The organism is Huaxiibacter chinensis (assembly GCF_022171985.1).
GTDB classification, from domain to species: domain Bacteria; phylum Pseudomonadota; class Gammaproteobacteria; order Enterobacterales; family Enterobacteriaceae; genus Enterobacter; species Enterobacter chinensis_A.
In genome coordinates this window covers 456,327-478,626 of sequence record NZ_JAJVHF010000002.1, presented here as the reverse complement: position 1 = coordinate 478,626, position 22,300 = coordinate 456,327, and the positions used below count along the sequence as shown (strand labels likewise).

The window sequence follows — 22,300 nt, the reverse complement described above, 5'->3', positions numbered from 1 at the left end:
CATGGCTAAGACGTTATACGAAAAATTGTTTGACGCTCACGTGGTTTACGAAGCGCAAAATGAAACGCCGCTGCTCTACATAGACCGTCATCTGGTGCATGAAGTCACCTCGCCACAGGCGTTCGACGGCCTGCGGGCGCACAACCGTCCCGTGCGTCAGCCCGGGAAAACGTTCGCAACCATGGACCATAACGTTTCCACGCAGACGAAAGATATCAATGCGTCAGGCGAAATGGCACGTATCCAGATGCAGGAGCTGATTAAAAACTGTAACGAGTTTGGCGTCGAACTCTACGATTTGAATCACCCGTATCAGGGTATCGTCCACGTCATGGGCCCTGAGCAGGGGATCACCCTGCCGGGCATGACTATCGTTTGCGGCGATTCCCACACCGCCACGCACGGTGCCTTTGGCGCACTGGCCTTTGGTATTGGCACCTCTGAGGTTGAACATGTGCTGGCAACGCAAACCCTGAAACAGGGGCGCGCCAAAACCATGAAGATTGAAGTTAACGGCACCGCCGCGCCAGGCATTACCGCGAAAGATATCGTGCTGGCGATTATCGGCAAAACCGGTAGCGCGGGTGGTACCGGGCATGTGGTGGAATTCTGCGGTGAGGCTATCCGGGCGTTAAGCATGGAAGGCCGCATGACCCTGTGTAACATGGCTATCGAAATGGGCGCCAAGGCGGGCCTGGTCGCGCCTGACGAAATCACGTTTAACTACGTGAAAGGTCGATTACACGCCCCGAAAGGTCAGCGTTTTGATGAAGCGGTAGAGTACTGGAAGACGCTGAAAACGGACGACGGCGCGCAGTTTGATACTGTCGTGACGCTGAAGGCCGAAGAGATCGCCCCGCAGGTAACCTGGGGTACCAATCCGGGCCAGGTGATTTCCGTTAACGACGCGATTCCCGATCCGGCCTCGTTTGCCGATCCGGTTGAACGCGCCAGTGCTGAGAAAGCGCTGGCCTATATGGGCCTGAAACCCGGCGTGCCGTTGACCGACGTCACGATCGATAAAGTGTTTATTGGCTCCTGCACCAACTCCCGTATTGAAGATTTACGCGCGGCGGCTGACATTGCCAAAGGGCGTAAAGTAGCGCCGGGCGTGCAGGCACTGGTTGTACCGGGTTCCGGCCCGGTAAAAGCCCAGGCCGAAGCGGAAGGGTTAGATAAGATCTTCATTGAAGCAGGCTTCGAATGGCGCCTGCCGGGTTGTTCTATGTGCCTGGCGATGAACAACGATCGTCTCAATCCTGGCGAACGCTGTGCCTCCACCAGCAACCGTAATTTTGAAGGCCGACAGGGGCGCGGTGGACGAACCCATCTGGTCAGCCCGGCAATGGCCGCTGCGGCTGCCGTCACAGGGCATTTTGCCGATATTCGCGGGATGAAATAAGGGGACCATCATGGCAGAGAAATTGATTCAACATACTGGCCGGGTTGTCCCGCTGGACGCAGCAAACGTGGATACGGACGCCATCATTCCTAAACAGTTTCTGCAAAAAGTCACCCGTACGGGCTTCGGCGCACATCTGTTTAACGACTGGCGATTCCTGGACGATGACGGCCAGGTGCCTAATCCCGAGTTTGTCCTGAACTTCCCGGAATACGAAGGGGCATCGATTTTGCTGGCGCGGGAAAACTTTGGCTGCGGGTCGTCCCGTGAGCATGCGCCGTGGGCCCTGACGGATTACGGTTTCAAAGTGGTCATTGCGCCGAGCTTTGCCGATATTTTTTACGGCAACAGCTTTAACAATCAGTTGCTGCCGGTAACGCTCAGCGACGAAGAGGTCGAAGAACTGTTCACGCTGGTGCAAAACCAGCCGGGGATGTCATTCGAAGTCGACCTGGATGCGCAGGTGGTCAAGGCAGGCGGTAAGTCTTATCGCTTTAACATCGATGCCTTCCGCCGTCACTGCATGATGAATGGCCTGGACAGCATTGGTCTGACGCTGCAGCATGACGACGCCATCGCCGCTTACGAGCAGCAACAGCCCGCCTTTATGCAATAAAGTAATGGCCCGCAGCTGCGGGCCATTATTCAGGGGTGCTAAGGCACACAGGCCCTGGAGTGGCGGGGGAACTCCCCCGCCGATACCGCTAACGTTTTACTTCGTAAGCTAACACTGCTGCCAGTTCTGTTTTCTCCTGTCGGAAATGCAGCTCGCACAGCGAGTCGCGTACCATCCAGGTGAAGATCAGTAACGTCGTACAGATCACCAGCAAACTTACCAGCAGAGTACGTTGTGGCATTCCAGCCTCCTTATTGCTTTCCAGCGATGAAGAGGCTAACCTCGCAATTGGTGTGTTGTGAAGTTAGCCCATATCAGATGTAACATGATGTGGGTCTCTCCACTGTTTGCCTTTTGCGACAGCTTAAGGCAAACAGCCTTAAGCACCCGTCGGTCACTCTATGCGCCTTCCTTTACCCTGTCAGAAATCACGTTGATAACGTGAAGCCGCCTTCCAGAATTTCAGACATCCTTTACCCGCCAGGTTATTGCAAGCGTGACAAGCGAAATCGCCGCGATGACCCAGTACACGGAAAAATGGCCATAGCTTTGCGCCAGCGCCCCCTGAATCACGCCCGCCAGAATGACGCCCGTTGAGATGCTATTGGTAAAGAGGGTCGTAGCCGATCCCGCCCTGCCCGGCATTAAATCCTGGAACCACAGCATGCCAATCCCGGCCACAATGCCGATAAAAATGGCATTGAACAGCTGCAGCGCCAGCAACGCTTCACGACTGTGAAACAGAATTAACCCTACATAAAACAGCACGCCCGCCGACACGGCCATCACCATCATCCGACGCTTGCCAACGCGCTTTACGTAATACCCCGCCAGGATCATCGCCGGGATTTCAAGCCCTGCGGCGGTTCCCATCAGGATCCCCGCCAGCTTGTCCGGCAACCCCAGGTCGGCACTGATCCAGAGCGGCATATCGATGATATACATCGTGTTGCAGGTCCACATCAGGGTGGAGGCGATAAACAGCATGCGAACATTGTTGTTCTGCCAGCCGCTGATGTGCGTCACGGGCTTATCCGTTGGCTGTTCGACACGGGCGACCGAAGGCAACACAAACGCCACCAGGGCCAGGCTAATGATGAAAATTCCCGCCGCAATGGAAAACATCACCGTAAAGCCATAGTTGAGCGCCAGCATAAACGCCAGCGGTGGCCCGATGACCCAGGCCAGCGACAGCTGCGCACGCATCACCGAGCTGAACATCACCACTTCCCGGGCGGAGCTGTCGGCGTATTCACGTGCGAGGGCAAAAAGCTGCGGCATGGCGGTATTGGCCAGAGAGGCCAGCAACACGCCGCAGGTAATCAGAGTAAGATAATGACGGTTAAAGGCAAAAAGCAACGCGTTACCCACCGCCATCGCACAGCAAAAGAGGATCAGCTTGCGGCGATCCCCTTGACTGTCGGAACGTTTGGCCAGCGCCAGGCTCACCAGGATCCCGGCTATGGCATTCACCGTATAAAAGATCCCTACCCAGAACGGCTGCGCCCCCACCTCCCGGCTCAGGAACAGGCTCAGCGTCGGGGCCTGTAATGCTCCCGCTACGCCCATCATAAAGGCCACCAGCATAAATGCGGCATAGACGCCATTCAGGCGACGCCCCATCGTCATTAACCAGAGCATGCGTAAATCCTTTTGCAGGGAGTGAAATCAGGCTGAATAGTAAACGAAAAAAGCCAGCAAAAACATTTTGCTGGCGGGTGAAAAGCACCAATACTCAGTCACACATGATCGAGGCAAGTCAGTTATCAGAGGTCGGTTTCGTAACATCCCACTGCATCAGATCCGCAAGCATTTTCAGCCGCTGCTCCGGGCTAAGGCGGGCCAGCCATGACGCTCCCTGTGTCGCTGAAAAGTACTGCTGGTAAAACTGACGTGCGGTTGACCTCTTCATCATTGACCTCCTTGCTTCATCGAAAAGGATTATTGGCTTAATATAGGGATTAATAAATTGCTGATTTTTTGTCAGGAGTTCCCCTTTTATGCCTTCCGGTCGTCTGCAACAACAATTCATCCGCCTGTGGCAGTGCTGCGAGGGCCAGTCTCAGGAAACCACGCTTAACGAGCTGGCAGAGTTGCTTAGCTGCTCGCGTCGCCATATGCGTACTCTGCTAAGCACGATGCAAAAACAGGGCTGGCTCAACTGGGAGGCGGAGGCCGGACGCGGCAAACGCTCTCGTCTGACCTTTCTCTACACAGGTCTGGCATTACAGCAACAGCGTGCGGAAGATCTTCTGGAACAGGACAGAATCGATCAGCTGGTGCAACTGGTGGGCGACAAAGCCGCCGTCCGCCAGATGCTGGTCTCCCATCTGGGCCGCAGCTTTCGTCAGGGACGCCATATCCTGCGCGTCGTCTATTATCGCCCGATGAAAAATCTTTTACCCGGCAGCGCGTTACGCCGGTCTGAAACCCATATGGCGCGCCAGATTTTTAGCGGCCTGACGCGTATAAATGAGGAAAACGGGGAACTGGAAGCGGACATTGCGCACCACTGGCAACAACTCTCACCGCTGCACTGGCGCTTTTTTTTACGCCCCGGCATTCATTTTCACCATGGTCGCGAGCTGGAGATGATTGATGTTATCGCCTCGCTTCAGCGCGCCCGCACCCTGCCCTTGTACAGCCATATTTCGCAGGTCCATTCGCCCACGGCCTGGACGCTGGATATCGAATTATCCGAACCCGACCAGTGGCTGCCCTGGCTCATGGGGTATGTTCCCTCAATGATCCTGCCGCACGAATGGGCCTCTCTGCCCAATTTTGCCAGCCACCCCGTCGGCACAGGTCCCTATGCCGTGACGCGCAACAATAATAATCAGCTGAAAATCCACGCCTTCGATGACTATTTTGGCTATCGCGCGTTGATCGATGAGGTCAATGTCTGGGTCCTGCCCGACATCTCCGAAGAGCTGAGTCCAGGCCTGACGCTGGAAGGGCCCACCGACGGGGAAAAAGCGGTTGAAAGCCGTCTGGAAGAAGGTTGTTACTATCTGCTGTTTGATGGCCGCACGCATCGCGGCGCCAGCCACGACGTTCGGCAATGGGTGAGCCGGGTGCTTTCGCCGGCCAACCTGATTTATCAGGCGGAGGATCAGTATCAATCCTACTGGTTCCCGGCCTATGGGCTTATCCCGCGCTGGCACCATGCGCGTCCGGGCCGGGGTGACAGGCCCGCCGGTCTCGAGTCGCTCACGTTAACCTATTACCGTGAGCACATCGAACACCGTGTGATCGCCAGGATTATGGGTAAATTGCTGGCAGAGGAAGGCGTGACGCTGAACATTCAGGAAGTTGAATACGAAGAATGGCACCGTGGCGACGCGGTGAGTGATATCTGGCTTAACAGCGCTAACTTTACCCTTCCGCTCGACTTTTCGCTGTTTTCACACCTTTTTGAGATCCCCTTAATTCAGCAGTGTATCGCCCGCGACTGGCAGGCGGATGCCGCACAGTGGCGTGCCGGAGAGATGAATCTGGCCGTCTGGTGTCAACAGTTACTCTCGCAACAGGCAATGGTCCCGCTTATTCACCACTGGTTGATCATTCAGGGCCAGCGAAGTATGCGGGGGCTGCGCATGAATACGTTAGGCTGGTTTGACTTTAAATCCGCCTGGTTTGCCCCACCGGAGCCATAACCCTTTCGTAATTTCACCAAATCATTACAATACAAACGTTCTCAACGGGGTGCGGCATAAAAATGTTCGCTGAGATAATACCCGTCGAACCTGATCCGGATAATGCCGGCGAAGGGATTTGAGGCTGTCGCTCAAAATCCTTTGCCACTCAATGCTGAGGTGCAAAGTGTTAAAAAACGTTCTTCCTCTCCTGGCGCTGATTGCGCTGCCTGCTTTTGCTAAACCGGTCCTGACGGTTTACACCTATGATTCGTTCGCCGCAGACTGGGGCCCTGGCCCGGTGGTCAAAAAAGCCTTTGAGGCCGACTGCAACTGCACGCTGAAGTTTGTCGCGCTGGAAGATGGCGTCTCCCTGCTCAACCGTCTGCGGATGGAAGGCAAAAACAGTCAAGCCGACGTTGTGCTCGGCCTGGATAATAATCTGCTGGAAGCCGCCACCCAGACTCACTTGTTTGCGAAAAGCGGCGTGGCGTCCGATGCCGTCACCGTGCCGGGCGGCTGGAACAATGACACCTTCGTCCCCTTCGATTATGGCTATTTTGCCTTTGTCTATGACAAGAATAAGCTGAAGAACCCGCCGAAAAGCCTGAAAGAGCTGGTCGAGAGCGATCAGAAATGGCGCGTGATCTATCAGGACCCCCGCACCAGCACGCCTGGGCTTGGTTTGCTGCTCTGGATGCAAAAAATCTATGGCGATAAAACGCCTGACGCCTGGCACAAGCTGGCGGCAAAAACCGTCACGGTGACCAAGGGCTGGAGCGAAGCCTATGGCTTGTTCCTGAAAGGTGAAAGCGATCTGGTGTTGAGTTACACCACCTCCCCGGCCTATCACATTATCGAAGAGAAAAAAGACCAGTACGCCGCCGCGAACTTCAGCGAAGGTCACTATTTGCAGGTTGAAGTCGCCGCCCGTACCGCCGCCAGCAAGCAGCCTGAACTGGCGGAAAAATTCCTGAAATTTATGGTTTCGCCGGCATTCCAGAATGCCATTCCAACCGGCAACTGGATGTATCCCGCCACTGATGTCGCCCTGCCCGCAGGGTTTGACTCAATAACGAAGCCTCAGACCACGCTCGAGTTTACCCCTCAGCAGGTCTCTACCCAACGCGCAGCATGGATCGGTGAATGGCAACGCGCCGTCAGCCGCTAATCCCTGGCTGGTTAATCCCTGGACTGACGGCTGCCATCCTGATGGTGGCCGTCAGCATGGGGGCCTTCCTGGCGCTATGGTTTAACGCGCCAGAGAGCGATCTTTTTGCGCTCTGGCACGACAGCTATCTCTGGCATGTGGTCCGTTTCTCGTTCTGGCAGGCGTTTCTCTCTGCGGTGCTTTCCGTCGTACCCGCGCTATTCCTGGCACGCGCGCTTTATCGTCGCCGCTTTCCCGGCAGGCAGACGTTATTACGCCTGTGCGCCATGACCCTGATCCTGCCCGTACTGGTCGCCGTATTCGGCATCCTGAGCGTGTATGGCCGACAGGGCTGGATCGCCACCCTGCTCGGCGCGTTTGGCATAGAGTGGCATTTCTCACCCTATGGCCTGCAGGGTATTCTGCTGGCCCACGTCTTTTTCAATATGCCCATGGCCACGCGGCTCTTTTTGCAGGCCCTGGAAAACATTCCCGGCGAGCAACGTCAGCTGGCGGCGCAGCTGGGCATGCGCGGCCGTCATTTCTTCCGTTATGTCGAATGGCCCTGGCTTCGCCGCCAGCTCCCTCCGGTTGCCGCCCTGATCTTTATGCTCTGCTTCGCCAGCTTTGCCACCGTGCTTTCGCTTGGCGGCGGGCCGCAGGCCACCACCATTGAGCTCGCCATTTATCAGGCGCTGAGCTATGACTACGATCCCGGTCGCGCGGCACTGTTAGCCATGATTCAAATGACCTGCTGCCTCGGGCTGGTGCTGTTGAGCCAACGCCTGAGCAAAGCGATTGCCGTGGGAAGCCCGCAGGTCAGCGGGTGGCGCGATCCGCAAGACTGCCTGCGCAGCCGGCTCACCGATACTGCACTTATTACCCTCGCCCTGCTGCTGCTGTTACCGCCCCTGCTGGCCGTGGTCATTGACGGCCTAAACAGAAATATTGCGGAGGTTTTGCAGCAGCCGGTGCTGTGGCAGGCACTCTGGACCTCACTACGTATTGCCGTAGGCGCCGGGATTTTATGCGTTCTGCTGACCACCATGCTGTTATGGAGCAGCCGAGAACTCTATGCCCGCCAACGTTTCATCGCCGGTCAGGCGCTGGAGCTCAGCGGAATGCTGATTCTGGCGATGCCCGGTATCGTCCTGGCGACGGGTTTTTTCCTGCTGTTTAACAGCACCACGGGCCTGCCCAACAATGCCGATGGCATTGTCATTTTCACCAATGCGCTGATGGCGATACCTTACGCGTTAAAAGTGCTGGAAAACCCCATGCGCGATATCAGCGCGCGCTACACGCCCCTCTGCCAGTCGTTGGGGATGCGCGGGTGGCAACGGCTGAAGGTGGTTGAGCTGCGGGCACTGAAACGTCCGCTGGCGCAGGCGCTGGCCTTTGCCAGCGTCCTATCGATTGGGGATTTCGGCGTGGTCGCGCTCTTTGGCAATGACGAATTCCGCACGCTGCCCTACTGGCTCTATCAGCAAATTGGCTCTTATCGCAGTCAGGACGGCGCCGTCACGGCGTTATTGCTTCTGCTGCTGTGCTTTACCTTATTTACCGTAATCGAAAAACTTCCGGGGCGTGATGTTAAAACTGATTGATATAACCTGGCTTTATCAGCACCTGCCGATGCGGTTCACCCTCTCTGTCGAACAGGGGGAGACCATCGCGATACTGGGGCCTAGCGGGGCGGGTAAAAGTACCTTGCTGAGCCTGATCGCCGGTTTCTTACCCCCGGCGAGCGGCAGTATTCTTATCAACGGGGACGATCACACGCGCACGCCGCCTGCTAAACGTCCGGTCTCCATGCTGTTTCAGGAAAACAATCTGTTTACTCACCTGACGGTGCGTCAGAACATTGGCCTGGGTCTGGATCCCGGCCTGAAGCTGACAGCCATGCAGCATGAAAAACGCGACGCGATTGCACAGCAAATGGGGCTTTCAGCGTATCTGGACCGTTTACCGGGCGAGCTTTCGGGAGGGCAGCGACAGCGCGTGGCGCTGGCACGGTGTCTGGTACGGGAACAGCCTGTTCTGCTGCTGGATGAGCCTTTCTCGGCCCTCGATCCCGCCCTGCGGCAGGAGATGCTCCAGCTGGTCAGCCAGGTTTGTCAGGACAAAGCGTTAACGCTTTTGATGGTGTCGCACAGCGTGGAAGATGCCGCCAGAATCGCGGCACGCTCGATTGTCGTGGCTGACGGACGCATCGCCTGGGATGGCGAAACGCCTACGCTTCTCAGCGGAAAAGCGAGCGCGTCGGCCCTGCTGGGGATCCCTTAATGGCTCACCACTTTTAACAGAATCTCACCATATACCGGCATCAACGGATGGCGGATGAGTGCCACCAGGGCCATAACGGCCACGCCGAGCGTCAGCGGTGCCAGCCAGAAGAGACGCTGACGCGGCAGATACCGGGTCAGGCGAGTCGTTGACGCGTTGCTGCTGCGCCATAAACGCCAGCACAGCCAGACGGCCAACCACAGCATTATCCCCGTGGCGAGCAACAGCCATTTGAAGTGGCCGCTTTGCACGTCGGCAGGAATATCAATCGCCGCACCGGCAAGGATCCCCGGCAGAAAGTAAAAGGGCGGCCAGAACACGCAGCCGATAATATTTGGCAGGATAAATTTCGCGACCGGCAGATCCAGCATTCCGGCGACCATAGGCACAAGCGGGCGCGTGGGGCCGACGAATCGCCCCACCAGAATGGTAAACATGCTGTGCTGGTGAAGGGCGTGTTCGGTTTTATCGAGCAGCGCTTTGTTTTTCTTCAAAAATGACCAGCGGTGGAGCGGCTTTTTAAAGCGCCAGCCCAGCCAGAATGAGATCCAGTCTCCGAGCAAACAGCCGACAATACCGGCCATCCAGGCCTGCCAGAAATTCACCTCGCCGCTGCCAATGAGCGCCCCTAACCCGGCCATCATGACCGTGCCGGGAAGAATCAGCCCGACCAGCGCCAGCGATTCCAGAAAAGCCACCAGCGCCACCGCGATAAGGGAATAGGTAACGGACTGGGTGATAAAATGTTCCAGCAATGCCTGCATAACGCTTCCGGTCAGTTAACGAAGCAGCGATTCTGCGAACAGACCCTGTCGACGTCAAGACAACAATTGTTGGAACAGTTTACAGGCTACCTCCCAAATTCACCTGCTCGTTTATATTTTTTTACCCTTTATTCACATCCAGCGCGGAATTCGCTGGGGCTGGCGCCGGTGCATTTCTTAAAGACGCGAGAGAAATAGAGCTGATCTTCAAAGCCCACGTTGCGCCCGACGGAGGCAATCGGCATCCGCGTAGTGCTCAGTAAAAGCTTGGCCTGGCTGATACGTTGATCCTCACGCCAGCTCAGTACGCTCACCCCGAGCTGCTGACGGAACAGATGCGACAGACGCGACGGTGATAAGCAAACATGCTGCGCCACGCCCGCGATATCAAACTGGCTATCGGCAAGGTGATCGCTGATGTACTGGCAGGCATCGCGCACGCGATTATCCAGCGGCGGATTAAGCGACGCGTTTATCGCCTCCATGCGCCGCAGAAGAAGCTGTTCCAGCAGGTTAATCGCGAGCAGTTCGGCGTAACGTCCCCCGGCCTGCGCCTCAATGATCTGCGCGAACAGCTCGCGAAATTGCGCCTGATGCGCTTCGTCGGGGCGATAAAAGCCGGTGTGGGCAAAAATTGACGGCCAGGCGAGCCACTCGTGCCAGTAAGCGCGAGGGCGAAAGTAGACCCACTGGTGATACCACTCTTTCGCCTCCGGATGACGCCCGTAGTGGTGAATCTCGCCGGGCGGAAAGAGCAAAATATCCCCTGGCCGACAGATAAACTCTTTGTCGTTATTTTTGATCACCCCCTCGCCCCGAACGGTGATATTGAGAATATAGCCTTTCATTCCCAGCGGTCGATCGACAAAAAAATCGAGGTATCCCTGGGCTTCAATCGGGGTTAAACCCGCAACAAGATGCGCATTGAACGAGTACCCCGGAAGCAGGGGATCGTTTTGTGTTTCGGCCATAAATTCAGTACCCCACGTGGTCAGGAAGGAAACAAATTGTCCATATCAACGAAAGCAGGATAAAAACGCGCGATTGCACCGTTTAAATCCAATCCCTGCGCTTTTAAGCCCGCCTTATTTCAGCATTCACCCCTTATTTCATCGCCACTTCAGGAGAATGGGCAGTAACAAAAGTGTCTATAACTACGGCAGAAATGTCCACATTGAATATTTGCACGGCGTCACACTTTCAGATGTAACAGCACGTTAGTCCATAAGATTAGCGAATCCTGCCTGACGATTTTTTCCCTCTGTCTCTAATGTTCATGCATACCCGTTTTTTGATGGAGCAACACAATGGCAATTGCGATTGGCCTCGATTTTGGCAGTGACTCGGTACGCGCCCTGGCAGTGGAGTGCCGTACGGGTCAGGAAATAGCGACCAGCGTTGAGTGGTATCCACGCTGGCAAGAGGGGCGTTACTGCGATGCGCCAAATAATCAGTTCCGCCATCACCCTCTCGATTACATCGAATCGATGGAGGCGGCCATTAAAACCGTGCTGGCGGAACTGAGTGACGACCAGCGCGCACAGATTGTCGGTATTGGCGTGGACAGCACCGGTTCAACGCCTGCGCCCGTTGACGCCGAAGGCAACGTACTGGCACTGCGACCTGAATTTGCCAACAACCCGAACGCCATGTTCGTGTTGTGGAAGGACCATACGGCGGTTGAAGAAGCCGAAGCCATTACCCGCCTGTGCCACCAGCCGGGCAAGGCAGATTACTCCCGCTACATCGGCGGCATTTACTCCAGCGAGTGGTTCTGGGCCAAGATTTTACACGTCACCCGCGCCGATCGTGCCGTGGCGCAGGCAGCCGTTTCCTGGATTGAACTGTGCGACTGGGTACCTGCCCTGCTTTCCGGGACGACGCGCCCGGAAGAGATTCGCCGTGGCCGCTGCAGCGCCGGACATAAATCACTCTGGCATGAAAGCTGGGGCGGGTTACCCCCGGCAGCCTTCTTTGATGAACTTGACCCTGTCATTAACCAAAACCTGAACTACCCGATGTTTACCGACACCTGGACGGCAGACATTCCGGTTGGCACGCTCAACGCGGAGTGGGCGCAACGCCTGGGCCTGCCGCAAAGCGTGACTATTTCCGGTGGCGCATTCGACTGCCATATGGGCGCCGTGGGCGCCGGTGCGCAGCCAAACACGCTGGTAAAAGTGATTGGGACCTCCACCTGCGACATTCTGACGGCGGATAAAGCCAGCGTTGGCGATCGCGCCGTGAAAGGCATTTGCGGTCAGGTTGACGGCAGCGTGGTACCGGAATTCATTGGTCTGGAAGCCGGACAATCGGCCTTTGGCGATATCTACGCCTGGTTCGGTCGCGTGCTGGGCTGGCCGCTGGATCAACTGGCCGCCGCACATCCTGAGCTGAAAACCCAAATTGCTGAGAGTAAAAAACAGCTGCTGCCGCAGCTTACCGCCGCCTGGGCGAAAAACCCGTCTCTCGACCACCTGCCGGTGGTGCTCGACTGGTTTAACGGACGTCGTACGCCGTTTGCTAACCAGCGTCTGAAAGGGGTAATCGCGGATCTCAATCTGGCTACCGACGCGCCTGCCCTGTTTGGCGGCCTGATCGCCGCCACCGCCTTTGGTGCCCGCGCCATTATGGAGTGCTTCACCGAACAGGGCATCGACGTTAATAACGTCATGGCGCTGGGCGGCATCGCCCGTAAAAACCCGGTGATTATGCAAGCCTGCTGCGACGTGCTGAATCGCCCGCTGCAAATTGTGGCCTCCGATCAGTGCTGTGCGCTGGGTGCGGCTATTTTTGCCGCCGTGGCGGCAGGGGTCCATGAGGATATTCCTGCCGCGCAGCGCCATATGGCCAGCGCCGTCGAAAGCACGCTCCAGCCTCGCGCCGAACAGGCGCAACGCTTTGAACAACTGTATCAGCGCTACCTGCAATGGTCGAAAAGCGCTGAACTTCACTATCTCCCTGTCGCCACTCCGGCCAAACATACCCTGGACACGCCGGCAACTCTGACCCATTAAGGACACGATAATGAGCATTTTTAACAATTATGAAGTGTGGTTTGTTATTGGCAGCCAGCATCTGTACGGACCAGAAGCTCTGCAACAGGTGACGAAGCATGCTGAACATGTCGTGAACGCATTGAATGCGGAAGCCAAACTGCCGTGCAAACTGGTGCTCAAGCCGCTCGGCACGACGCCGGATGAGATCACGCACATCTGCCGTGACGCCAATTATGATGACAAATGCGCCGGTATGGTGGTGTGGCTGCACACCTTCTCTCCGGCCAAAATGTGGATCAACGGCCTGACTATCCTCAACAAACCGCTGATGCAGTTCCATACCCAGTTCAACGCCTCCCTGCCGTGGGACAGCATTGATATGGACTTTATGAACCTGAACCAGACCGCGCACGGCGGCCGCGAGTTCGGCTTTATCGGCGCGCGTATGCGTCAGCAGCACGCGGTCGTGACCGGTCACTGGCAGGATCAACATGCCCAGCAGCGCATCGGCGCCTGGATGCGTCAGGCGGTCTCTAAACAGGATACGCGCCATCTTAAAGTCGTGCGCTTTGGCGACAACATGCGCGAAGTGGCGGTGACCGACGGCGATAAAGTTGCCGCACAGATTAAATTTGGTTTCTCGGTGAACACCTGGGCCGTAGGCGATCTGGTGCAGGTGGTTAACGACATCAGCGAAGGGGACATCAGCGCGCTGGTAGATGAATACGAAAGCAGCTACCGCCTGACTGCCGCAGCGCAAATCAACGGCGACAAACGCCAGAACGTGCTGGATGCAGCGCGCATTGAGCTGGGCATGAAGCGCTTCCTTGAACAGGGCGGCTTCCACGCCTTTACCACCACATTTGAAGACCTCCACGGCCTGAAACAACTGCCGGGCCTGGCGGTACAACGTCTTATGCAGCAGGGCTACGGCTTTGCGGGCGAAGGCGACTGGAAAACCGCCGCCCTGCTTCGCATCATGAAGGTGATGTCGACCGGTCTACAGGGCGGCACCTCCTTTATGGAGGATTACACCTACCACTTTGAGAACGGCAACGATCTGGTGCTGGGCTCGCACATGCTGGAAGTGTGTCCTTCGATCGCGGTTGAAGAAAAACCGATCCTCGACGTGCAGTACCTTGGCATCGGCGGCAAGGCGGATCCTGCCCGCTTGATCTTCAATACCCGCACCGGTCCGGCAATTAACGCCAGCCTGATCGACCTGGGCGATCGCTTCCGTCTGCTGGTGAACTGCGTTGACGCGGTAGAAACCCCGCATTCACTGCCGAAACTGCCGGTGGCCAACGCGCTGTGGAAAGCCCAGCCCGACCTGCCGACCGCCTCTGAAGCCTGGATCGTGGCGGGCGGCGCACACCATACCGTCTTCAGCCACTCGCTGGATCTGAACGATATGCGCCAGTTCGCCGAGCTGCATGATATCGAACTGACGGTCATTGATAACGATACCCGCCTGCCTGCCTTTAAGGATGCGTTGCGCTGGAACGAAGTCTATTACGGTTCAAAACGTTAAGGAAAACCTTTGGCCTGCCGCAGGGCGGGCCTCTTTTCCTGGAGGATTGCATGTTAGAAGATCTCAAACGTCAGGTGCTTGAAGCCAACCTGGCGCTGCCAAAACACAACCTGGTGACACTGACCTGGGGCAACGTGAGCGCTGTCGATCGCGAGCACGGCGTGTTTGTTATCAAACCCTCAGGCGTCGATTATACGGTAATGACCGCAGAAGATATGGTGGTGGTCAGCCTCGCAACGGGCGACGTGGTGGAGGGAAACAAAAAACCCTCTTCTGATACGCCAACCCATCGCCTGCTGTATCAGTCATTCCCCTCTATCGGCGGCATTGTACACACCCATTCGCGTCATGCCACAATCTGGGCGCAGGCCGGGCAATCTATTCCGGCGACCGGCACCACGCATGCCGATTATTTCTACGGCAACATTCCCTGCACGCGCCTGATGACCGACGCGGAAATTAACGGCGAATATGAATGGGAAACGGGCAATGTGATCGTCGAAACCTTTGAAAAGAAAGGGATCGACGCGGCGCAAATGCCAGGCGTACTGGTTCACTCCCATGGCCCGTTTGCCTGGGGTAAAAATGCCGAAGATGCGGTGCATAACGCGATAGTCCTTGAGGAGATCGCCTATATGGGGATTTTCGCCCGCCAGTTGGCGCCTCAGCTACCGGATATGCAGCAGACTCTTCTGGATAAACATTACCTGCGTAAACACGGCGCGAAAGCCTATTACGGGCAGTAAACGCCCCCTCTCCCTTTGGGAGAGGTCGTGCTATCTTCATGCCAATACCTGTATAAATTCCCAGCAAACCCCCTCTGACCAGGCTATAATCACGCCTGGTTTTGTTTGATGGGATAACGGCGTGACGCAGGCGCAAGAAGGCTTTTTACTGACCCGACACTGGCGGGACACTCCTCAGGGGACAGAAGTGGAATTCTGGCTGGCAACAGACAACGGTCCGCTGAACGTCACGCTGCCGCCTCAGGAGTCCGTGGCCTTTCTTCCGGCGTCGCACGTCGAAAAAGTGAAGCAGCTGCTGCACGGCGAAAACGGCTGGCGTCTCACCCCGCTTGCGTTAACAGATTTCCATCGGCAGCCTGTCTACGGCTTCTACTGTCGTGCCCATCGCCAGCTGATGCGCTATGAAAAGCTCCTGCGCGAAGCGGGCGTGACGCTCTATGAGGCCGACATACGCCCGCCGGAGCGTTTTTTGATGGAGCGATTTATCACGGCGCCCGTCTGGGTCGATGGCACTCCGCACGGACACCGGCTGATCGATGCGCGCCTGAAGCCGCATCCTCACTACCGCCCGCCGCTGAAATGGGTGTCATTAGATATCGAAACCACGCGTCACGGCGAGCTGTACTGCATCGGCCTGGAAGGATGCGGGCAGCGGGTTGTCTATATGCTCGGCCCGCCGAATGGTGATGCTTCGGCGCTTGATTTCCATCTGGAATACGTTAACAGCCGTCCTCAACTCATTGAAAAGCTTAACCAGTGGTTTGCCGATCACGATCCGGATGTGCTGATCGGCTGGAACGTGGTGCAGTTCGACCTGCGCGTGTTGCAAAAACATGCCGAGCGGTATCGCATTCCACTGATGCTGGGCCGGGGCAATACGGCGCTGGAGTGGCGCGAACATGGCTTCAAAAACGGCGTCTTTTTCGCTCAGGCCAACGGGCGGCTGATCGTTGATGGGATCGAAGCCTTAAAATCCGCGTTCTGGAATTTCTCCTCGTTTTCGCTCGAGTCCGTCTCGCGGGAGCTGCTGGGAGAAGGGAAATCTATCGATAATCCCTGGGATCGCATGGATGAGATCGATCGTCGTTTCAGTGAAGATAAACCGGCGCTTGCGACCTATAACCTCAAAGATTGCGAACTTGTCACGCGGATCTTTCATAAAACCGAGATCATGCCTTTCCTTCTTGAGCGCGCCACGGTAAACGGTCTGGCGGCGGATCGTCATGGCGGATCGGTGGCCGCTTTCGGTCACCTTTATATTCCGCGCATGCACCGTGCGGGCTATGTTGCACCGAATCTCGGCGACGTTCCCCCGCAGGCAAGCCCGGGTGGTTATGTTATGGATTCGCGACCAGGGCTGTACGACTCCGTGCTGGTGCTGGATTACAAAAGCCTCTATCCGTCGATCATTCGCACCTTTTTAATCGATCCGGTCGGGCTGGTGGAGGGGATGGCGCAGCCCGACGAGGAACACAGCACAGAGGGATTTTTGGGCGCACGCTTTTCACGGAATAAACACTGCCTGCCGGAAATCGTCAGCCAGATCTGGCTCGGGCGCGAGGAGGCGAAACGTCACGGAAATAAACCCCTCTCTCAGGCGCTAAAAATCATCATGAACGCCTTCTATGGCGTGCTGGGCACCAGCGCCTGCCGCTTTTTCGATCCCCGGCTGGCCTCTTCTATTACCATGCGCGGGCACGAAATCATGCGCCAGACAAAAGCGCTGGTGGAGTCTCAGGGCTATGACGTGATTTACGGCGACACCGATTCTACCTTCGTCTGGCTGAAGGGCGCGCACGGGGAGGCTGAGGCCTCACGCATTGGGAAAGCGCTGGTCGCGTACGTCAATACCTGGTGGCAACAGCATTTGCAAAAAGAGCGCTTAACCAGCGCGTTAGAGCTGGAGTTTGAAACCCACTTTTGTCGATTTTTAATGCCGACGATTCGGGGCACCGATCAGGGAAGCAAAAAGCGCTACGCCGGGTTGATTCAGGAAGGTGACGCGCAACGCATGGTCTTTAAAGGGCTGGAAACGGTCCGTACCGACTGGACACCACTCGCTCAGCACTTCCAGCAGACGCTGTACCTGAAGATCTTTCGTCGTGAGCCGTACCAGGATTTCGTGCGCGAGACCATCGCCAGCCTGATGGCAGGCGAGCTGGACGACCAGCTGGTTTACCGAAAACGCCTGCGCCGCCCGCTGGCGGAATATCAGCGCAACGTGCCGCCCCACGTCCGGGCCGCGCGTCTGGCAGACGAAGAGAATGCGCGACTCGGTCGCGCCCTGCAGTATCAAAACCGCGGCACTATAAAATATGTCTGGACCACCAGCGGCCCGGAACCTGTTGATTATCAGCGTTCGCCCCTGGACTATGAACACTACCTGACGCGTCAGCTTCAGCCCGTCGCGGATGGAATATTACCCTTTAAGGACGATGACTTTGCTACACTAGTGACAGGGCAACTGGGGCTATTTTGACGCGTGACGAAAACGCCGCCATCCAGTACCATAGCGCCCTTTCCATTCCCGGACCCATTTTTCGATGGCCGTCATTTTTCGACGGTGGTCGAACTATTGCCTGCAATTAAAGATTAGAGCCGAACAACTATGCCTTTTACACTTGGTCAACGCTGGATCAGCGATACAGAAAGCGAACTCGGATTAGGAACAGTCGTGGCGCTGGATGCGCGCATGGTCACCATTATGTTCCCTGCAACGGGTGAAAACCGTCTGTACGCACGCAATGACTCCCCTGTCACCCGCGTGATGTTCAATCCGGGTGACACCGTTACCAGCCATGAAGGCTGGCAGCTGAAGATTGAAGACGTAAAAGAAGAGAATGGACTGCTCGCCTACACGGGAACCCGTCTCGATACCGACGAGACGAATGTCATGCTGCGTGAAGTGCTGCTCGACAGCCGACTGGTGTTCAGCAAGCCGCAGGATCGTCTGTTCGCCGGTCAGATTGACCGTATGGATCGCTTCTCGCTGCGCTATCGCGCGCGCAAATTTCAGAGTGAGCAGTACCGCATGCCGTGGAGCGGCCTGCGCGGCCAGCGTACCAGCCTGATCCCGCATCAGCTGAATATTGCCCACGATGTGGGCCGCCGCCATGCGCCGCGCGTTCTGCTCGCCGATGAAGTTGGCCTCGGTAAAACCATCGAAGCCGGTATGATCCTGCACCAGCAACTGCTTAGCGGTGCCGCGGAACGCGTCCTGATCGTGGTGCCGGAAACGCTGCAGCATCAGTGGCTGGTAGAAATGCTGCGTCGCTTCAACCTGCGTTTCTCCCTGTTTGATGACGAACGTTACGCTGAAGCGCAGCACGATGCCGACAATCCGTTTGAAACCGAACAGCTGGTGATCTGTTCGCTGGACTTCGTGCGTCGCAGTAAACAGCGCCTGGAGCATCTCTGCGACGCCGAATGGGACCTGATGGTCGTTGATGAAGCCCATCACCTGGTGTGGAGCGAAAACGCCCCCAGCCGTGAATATCTGGCCATCGAACAACTTGCCGAACGCGTCCCGGGTATTTTGCTTTTAACCGCGACCCCGGAACAGCTGGGTCTGGAAAGCCACTTTGCCCGTCTGCGCCTGCTGGACCCGAACCGTTTCCACGATTTCAATCTGTTTGTTGAAGAGCAGCAAAACTACCGTCCGGTCGCCGACGCCGTTGCCCTGCTTCTGGCAGGCAAACATCTGTCTAATGACGAACTCAATACCCTGAGCGATCTGATTGGCGAAGAGGATATTGAGCCGTTATTGCAGGTAGCGAACAGCGATCGCGAAGATGCGGCATCCGCGCGTCAGGAACTGATCGCCATGCTGATGGATCGCCATGGCACCAGCCGCGTGCTGTTCCGTAACACCCGAAACGGAGTGAAAGGCTTCCCGAAACGCGAGCTGCACACCATCCGGCTGCCGCTGCCCACCCAGTATCAGACGGCAATTAAAGTCTCCGGCATCATGGGTGCACGTAAAACGGCAGAAGAGCGTGCGCGCGACATGCTCTATCCGGAACAGATTTATCAGGAATTTGAAGGCGATACCGGCACCTGGTGGAATTTCGATCCCCGCGTTGAGTGGCTGATGGGCTATCTGACGGCCCATCGCTCACAGAAAGTGCTGGTGATTTGTGCCAAAGCAGCCACCGCGCTGCAGCTGGAGCAGGTCCTGCGCGAACGCGAAGGCATCCGCGCCGCCGTGTTCCACGAAGGCATGTCTATTGTCGAGCGCGATCGTGCCGCCGCCTGGTTTGGGGAAGAAGACAGCGGCGCGCAGGTGCTGCTCTGTTCTGAGATCGGCTCGGAAGGGCGTAACTTCCAGTTTGCCAGCCATCTGGTGATGTTCGATCTGCCTTTCAACCCGGATCTGCTGGAGCAGCGTATTGGTCGTCTGGATCGTATCGGTCAGGCGCATGATATTCAGATCCACGTCCCCTATCTGGAAAAAACGGCCCAGTCCGTGCTGGTTCGCTGGTTCCATGAAGGTCTGGACGCCTTCGAGCATACCTGCCCAACGGGCCGCACCATTTACGATCAGGTCCACAGCGATCTGATTGGCTATCTGGCCGCGCCGGAAAATACCGACGGCTTTGACGACCTCATCAAAGCCTGCCGTGAAAAACATGATGCGCTGAAGATGCAGCTGGAACAGGGCCGCGACCGTCTGCTGGAGATCCACTCCAACGGCGGTGAAAAAGCGCAGGCGCTGGCGGAAAGCATCGAGGAGCAGGATGACGACACCAGCCTGATTAGCTTCGCGATGAATCTCTTCGATATCGTTGGCATCAATCAGGACGACCGTGGCGAAAACATGATTGTGCTGACCCCGTCCGACCATATGCTGGTGCCTGATTTCCCGGGCTTACCAGAGGATGGCTGTACAATCACCTTTGAGCGTGATATCGCGCTCTCCCGTGAGGACGCACAGTTCATTACCTGGGAACATCCGCTGATTCGTAACGGTCTGGATCTGATCCTGTCTGGCGATACCGGCAGCAGCACTATTTCACTGCTGAAGAATAAAGCGTTGCCTGTCGGCACGCTGCTGCTTGAGCTGATCTACGTGGTAGAAGCCCAGGCACCGAAACAGCTGCAGCTTAACCGGTTCATGCCGGCGACCCCGGTACGTCTGATGCTGGACAAAAACGGGACAAACCTGGCCTCTCAGGTCGAATTTGAGAGCTTCAACCGCCAACTGAGCGCCGTGAACCGCCATACCGGCAGTAAGCTGGTGAATGCGGTCCAGCAGGATGTTCATGCCATCCTGCAGCAAGGCGAAGTGCAGATCGAGAAAGCCGCGCGTGCGCTGATTGACGCGGCGCGTCGTGAGGCCGATGAAAAACTGTCTGCTGAGCTGTCTCGTCTGGAAGCGTTAAAAGCCGTGAATCCAAACATCCGTGACGATGAACTGGCTGCCATTGAGAGCAACCGTCTGCAGGTACTGGAAAGTCTGGATCAGGCAAGCTGGCGACTGGATGCGCTGCGTCTGATCGTCGTGACGCATCAGTAACCGGAGCGCGATATGATCATGGAGACCTACAATCCGCCAACCGATCCCTGGCTGGTCATTCTGTATCAGGATGAGCACATTATGGTGGTCAATAAGCCGAGCGGCTTATTGTCCGTGCCGGGGCGGCTGGAGGAGCATAAAGACAGCGTGATGACGCGCGTTCAGCGTGATTATCCGCAGGCGGAATCGGTCCATCGCCTGGATATGGCGACCAGCGGCGTGATTGTAGTGGCTCTGAACAAAGCGGCGGAACGTGAGCTGAAGCGTCAGTTCCGTGAACGCGAGCCGAAGAAGCAGTATATCGCCCGCATCTGGGGTCATCCTGAAAAAGCCGAAGGGCTGGTCGATTTACCGCTGATTTGCGACTGGCCAAACCGTCCGAAGCAGATGGTCTGCTTTGAGACGGGGAAACCTGCGCAAACGGAGTACGAGATTCTGGAATATGCGCCGGATAACACGGCGCGGATCCGGCTTAAGCCGATTACGGGACGCTCCCACCAGCTGCGTGTGCATATGCTGGCGCTGGGGCACCCCATTCTCGGCGATCGCTTCTACGCCACACCGGACGCGCTGGCGATGGCCCCGCGTTTACAGCTGCACGCTGAAATGCTCACTATCACCCACCCGGTCTTTGGCAATGCCATGACCTTTAAGGCCCCCGCCGACTTCTAAAAAAATGCCCGGTTAAACCGGGCATTTTTTATTTGAAACCTTTCTGCTCTTTTATCAGCTCGTACGCTTTCTGGATTTCCTGCGCCTTTTGCTTCGCCATCTCCATCATTTCTGGCGGCAGGCCTTTGGCCACCAGTTTATCCGGATGGTGTTCGCTCATCGCTTTTCGATACGCACGCTTGATGGTCGTGGCATCATCGGTCGGTTTGACGCCCAGCACATTACAGGCGTCTTCCAGCGTAGGACCACGCTGCGCCTGCTGCCATCCACCGCCTGCCGACTGCTGCTGATAGCCGCCGCCAAACTGCGCGCCTCCCTGCATCATGCGCAGGAACTGGTCGAACTGATTGCGGGAAATACCCAGCTCTTCAGCGATGACGTAAAGAACATCGCGTTCGTTCGGGTGCAGCGAGCCATCGGCAAAAGCTGCCTGGATCTGGATTTCCAGAAACATCCGAATTAAATCAAAGCGTCCGAAGCAGATGCTGCGGAACTGGCGCATTTTTTCACGCAGCGGGTAGTTATCCGCTTTGCCGATACGAAACGCATTTTGCGCCGCGACGCGGGACTCGCCATGAAGGTTCATGCGATCCATAAAGACGCTGGCGATCTGGATATCTGCTTCGGTGACCCGCCCTTTCGATTTGGTCAGGTGCCCCATGACTTCAAAGGTGGTCGCGAAAAAGAGAGTCTGACGCTCGCGCTGGTTCGCAAACCAGGCCATTTTGCGACTACGCGCTTTATCAAATAAATGACCAATAATCAGCCCCAGGACAACGCCCCAGAAGCCTGCACCCATCATGATAGCGAACGCAACGCCAATTATTTTACCCCAATACTGCATAGACTCCCCGAATGGTCATGTTCCTGGTGTGACGCAACGCCATCTTACTGTGGTCGAGCCACAGTCAATTGAAGGACATCGCCTATAATTTGCATTATCATACTCGTCATTCGATCGCGCGCCTAACACTCAGGCACGCA

General features: G+C 56.5%; 18 protein-coding genes and 1 riboswitch. Of the genes, 12 read left to right on the top strand and 6 right to left on the bottom strand.

All coding sequences use genetic code 11. The annotated features are described in order from the left end of the window. The first annotated feature begins 1 nt into the window (after position 1). Together leuC and leuD are read left to right on the top strand one after the other, a co-directional pair. Positions 2 to 1,402, top strand: a complete 1,401-nt coding sequence (gene leuC, locus LZP96_RS08085) for a 3-isopropylmalate dehydratase large subunit (RefSeq protein WP_064324815.1) — start codon at positions 2 to 4, stop codon at positions 1,400 to 1,402. Positions 1,403 to 1,412: 10 nt separating this feature from the next. After that, the gene (gene leuD, locus LZP96_RS08080; protein WP_064324814.1) at positions 1,413 to 2,018 is read left to right on the top strand and encodes a 3-isopropylmalate dehydratase small subunit; all 606 of its coding nucleotides are present in this window, start codon (positions 1,413 to 1,415) and stop codon (positions 2,016 to 2,018) included. An 88-nt stretch (positions 2,019 to 2,106) separates the two neighbouring features. Here the strand turns inward: leuD and LZP96_RS08075 are convergent, their stop codons facing one another. The 3 genes from LZP96_RS08075 to sgrT form a co-directional block, all read right to left on the bottom strand. Further along, complete coding sequence (locus LZP96_RS08075; RefSeq protein ID WP_064324813.1) at positions 2,107 to 2,259, bottom strand: Hok/Gef family protein; 153 nt, start codon at positions 2,257 to 2,259, stop codon at positions 2,107 to 2,109. Positions 2,260 to 2,480: 221 nt separating this feature from the next. Continuing rightward, on the bottom strand, positions 2,481 to 3,659 hold the full coding sequence (locus LZP96_RS08070) for a sugar efflux transporter (RefSeq protein WP_064324812.1): 1,179 nt from the start codon (positions 3,657 to 3,659) through the stop codon (positions 2,481 to 2,483). Positions 3,660 to 3,777: 118 nt separating this feature from the next. Further along, positions 3,778 to 3,930 (bottom strand): glucose uptake inhibitor SgrT, encoded by a 153-nt coding sequence (sgrT, locus tag LZP96_RS08065; RefSeq protein ID WP_064324811.1) that lies wholly within the window; start codon positions 3,928 to 3,930, stop codon positions 3,778 to 3,780. Between the two features lie 88 nt (positions 3,931 to 4,018). On the opposite strand from sgrT, the gene sgrR reads away from it, so the two are divergent. From sgrR to thiQ, 4 genes are all read left to right on the top strand, one after another. Next, positions 4,019 to 5,674: an HTH-type transcriptional regulator SgrR gene (sgrR, locus tag LZP96_RS08060; RefSeq protein ID WP_064324810.1), complete on the top strand. Its 1,656-nt coding sequence runs from the start codon at positions 4,019 to 4,021 to the stop codon at positions 5,672 to 5,674. A 35-nt stretch (positions 5,675 to 5,709) separates the two neighbouring features. Next, positions 5,710 to 5,809, top strand: a riboswitch (TPP riboswitch). A gap of 31 nt (positions 5,810 to 5,840) precedes the next feature. Further along, positions 5,841 to 6,824 carry a thiamine ABC transporter substrate binding subunit gene (gene thiB / locus LZP96_RS08055; protein ID WP_064328064.1) on the top strand — a complete coding sequence of 328 codons (984 nt, stop codon included), beginning with the start codon at positions 5,841 to 5,843 and terminating at the stop codon, positions 6,822 to 6,824. Next, on the top strand, positions 6,800 to 8,410 hold the full coding sequence (gene thiP / locus LZP96_RS08050; protein WP_064324809.1) for a thiamine/thiamine pyrophosphate ABC transporter permease ThiP: 1,611 nt from the start codon (positions 6,800 to 6,802) through the stop codon (positions 8,408 to 8,410). Before thiB ends, thiP begins: the two co-directional genes overlap by 25 nt. Further along, positions 8,394 to 9,089, top strand: coding sequence for a thiamine ABC transporter ATP-binding protein ThiQ (gene thiQ / locus LZP96_RS08045; RefSeq protein ID WP_064324808.1), 696 nt, complete (start codon positions 8,394 to 8,396; stop codon positions 9,087 to 9,089). The genes thiP and thiQ overlap by 17 nt, the downstream gene beginning before the upstream one ends. On the opposite strand, the gene LZP96_RS08040 is transcribed toward thiQ, so the two are convergent. Beyond that, the gene (locus LZP96_RS08040; RefSeq protein ID WP_064324807.1) at positions 9,086 to 9,853 is read right to left on the bottom strand and encodes a DedA family protein; all 768 of its coding nucleotides are present in this window, start codon (positions 9,851 to 9,853) and stop codon (positions 9,086 to 9,088) included. The genes thiQ and LZP96_RS08040 overlap by 4 nt on opposite strands. A 128-nt stretch (positions 9,854 to 9,981) precedes the next feature. After that, positions 9,982 to 10,824: an arabinose operon transcriptional regulator AraC gene (araC, locus tag LZP96_RS08035; RefSeq protein ID WP_064324806.1), complete on the bottom strand. Its 843-nt coding sequence runs from the start codon at positions 10,822 to 10,824 to the stop codon at positions 9,982 to 9,984. A 336-nt stretch (positions 10,825 to 11,160) separates the two neighbouring features. On the opposite strand from araC, the gene araB reads away from it, so the two are divergent. From araB to rluA, 6 genes are all read left to right on the top strand, one after another. Continuing rightward, the gene (gene araB, locus LZP96_RS08030; RefSeq protein WP_064324805.1) at positions 11,161 to 12,870 is read left to right on the top strand and encodes a ribulokinase; all 1,710 of its coding nucleotides are present in this window, start codon (positions 11,161 to 11,163) and stop codon (positions 12,868 to 12,870) included. Between the two features lie 10 nt (positions 12,871 to 12,880). Continuing rightward, on the top strand, positions 12,881 to 14,383 hold the full coding sequence (gene araA, locus LZP96_RS08025; RefSeq protein WP_064324804.1) for an L-arabinose isomerase: 1,503 nt from the start codon (positions 12,881 to 12,883) through the stop codon (positions 14,381 to 14,383). A gap of 50 nt (positions 14,384 to 14,433) precedes the next feature. After that, complete coding sequence (araD, locus tag LZP96_RS08020) at positions 14,434 to 15,129, top strand: L-ribulose-5-phosphate 4-epimerase (RefSeq protein ID WP_064324803.1); 696 nt, start codon at positions 14,434 to 14,436, stop codon at positions 15,127 to 15,129. A 121-nt stretch (positions 15,130 to 15,250) separates the two neighbouring features. Beyond that, positions 15,251 to 17,608 carry a DNA polymerase II gene (gene polB / locus LZP96_RS08015; protein WP_064324802.1) on the top strand — a complete coding sequence of 786 codons (2,358 nt, stop codon included), beginning with the start codon at positions 15,251 to 15,253 and terminating at the stop codon, positions 17,606 to 17,608. Between the two features lie 129 nt (positions 17,609 to 17,737). Then, positions 17,738 to 20,644, top strand: coding sequence for an RNA polymerase-associated protein RapA (rapA, locus tag LZP96_RS08010; protein ID WP_064324801.1), 2,907 nt, complete (start codon positions 17,738 to 17,740; stop codon positions 20,642 to 20,644). Between the two features lie 12 nt (positions 20,645 to 20,656). After that, a complete protein-coding gene (gene rluA / locus LZP96_RS08005; protein ID WP_064324800.1) occupies positions 20,657 to 21,316 on the top strand; it encodes a bifunctional tRNA pseudouridine(32) synthase/23S rRNA pseudouridine(746) synthase RluA in 660 nt (219 codons plus the stop codon). A 28-nt stretch (positions 21,317 to 21,344) separates the two neighbouring features. Here the strand turns inward: rluA and djlA are convergent, their stop codons facing one another. After that, a complete protein-coding gene (gene djlA / locus LZP96_RS08000; RefSeq protein ID WP_064324799.1) occupies positions 21,345 to 22,160 on the bottom strand; it encodes a co-chaperone DjlA in 816 nt (271 codons plus the stop codon). Between the last annotated feature and the right edge of the window lie 140 nt (positions 22,161 to 22,300).

Excerpts from the sequence above, each read along its gene's own strand:
- leuC (WP_064324815.1), top strand. The coding sequence starts at position 2 with ATGGCTAAGACGTTATACGAAAAATTGTTTGACGCTCACGTGGTTTAC.
- leuD (WP_064324814.1), top strand. The coding sequence starts at position 1,413 with ATGGCAGAGAAATTGATTCAACATACTGGCCGGGTTGTCCCGCTGGAC.
- LZP96_RS08075 (WP_064324813.1), bottom strand. The coding sequence starts at position 2,259 with ATGCCACAACGTACTCTGCTGGTAAGTTTGCTGGTGATCTGTACGACG.
- LZP96_RS08070 (WP_064324812.1), bottom strand. The coding sequence starts at position 3,659 with ATGCTCTGGTTAATGACGATGGGGCGTCGCCTGAATGGCGTCTATGCC.
- sgrT (WP_064324811.1), bottom strand. The coding sequence starts at position 3,930 with ATGAAGAGGTCAACCGCACGTCAGTTTTACCAGCAGTACTTTTCAGCG.
- sgrR (WP_064324810.1), top strand. The coding sequence starts at position 4,019 with ATGCCTTCCGGTCGTCTGCAACAACAATTCATCCGCCTGTGGCAGTGC.
- thiP (WP_064324809.1), top strand. The coding sequence starts at position 6,800 with ATGGCAACGCGCCGTCAGCCGCTAATCCCTGGCTGGTTAATCCCTGGA.
- thiQ (WP_064324808.1), top strand. The coding sequence starts at position 8,394 with ATGTTAAAACTGATTGATATAACCTGGCTTTATCAGCACCTGCCGATG.
- LZP96_RS08040 (WP_064324807.1), bottom strand. The coding sequence starts at position 9,853 with ATGCAGGCATTGCTGGAACATTTTATCACCCAGTCCGTTACCTATTCC.
- araC (WP_064324806.1), bottom strand. The coding sequence starts at position 10,824 with ATGGCCGAAACACAAAACGATCCCCTGCTTCCGGGGTACTCGTTCAAT.
- araB (WP_064324805.1), top strand. The coding sequence starts at position 11,161 with ATGGCAATTGCGATTGGCCTCGATTTTGGCAGTGACTCGGTACGCGCC.
- araA (WP_064324804.1), top strand. The coding sequence starts at position 12,881 with ATGAGCATTTTTAACAATTATGAAGTGTGGTTTGTTATTGGCAGCCAG.
- araD (WP_064324803.1), top strand. The coding sequence starts at position 14,434 with ATGTTAGAAGATCTCAAACGTCAGGTGCTTGAAGCCAACCTGGCGCTG.
- rapA (WP_064324801.1), top strand. The coding sequence starts at position 17,738 with ATGCCTTTTACACTTGGTCAACGCTGGATCAGCGATACAGAAAGCGAA.
- rluA (WP_064324800.1), top strand. The coding sequence starts at position 20,657 with ATGATCATGGAGACCTACAATCCGCCAACCGATCCCTGGCTGGTCATT.
- djlA (WP_064324799.1), bottom strand. The coding sequence starts at position 22,160 with ATGCAGTATTGGGGTAAAATAATTGGCGTTGCGTTCGCTATCATGATG.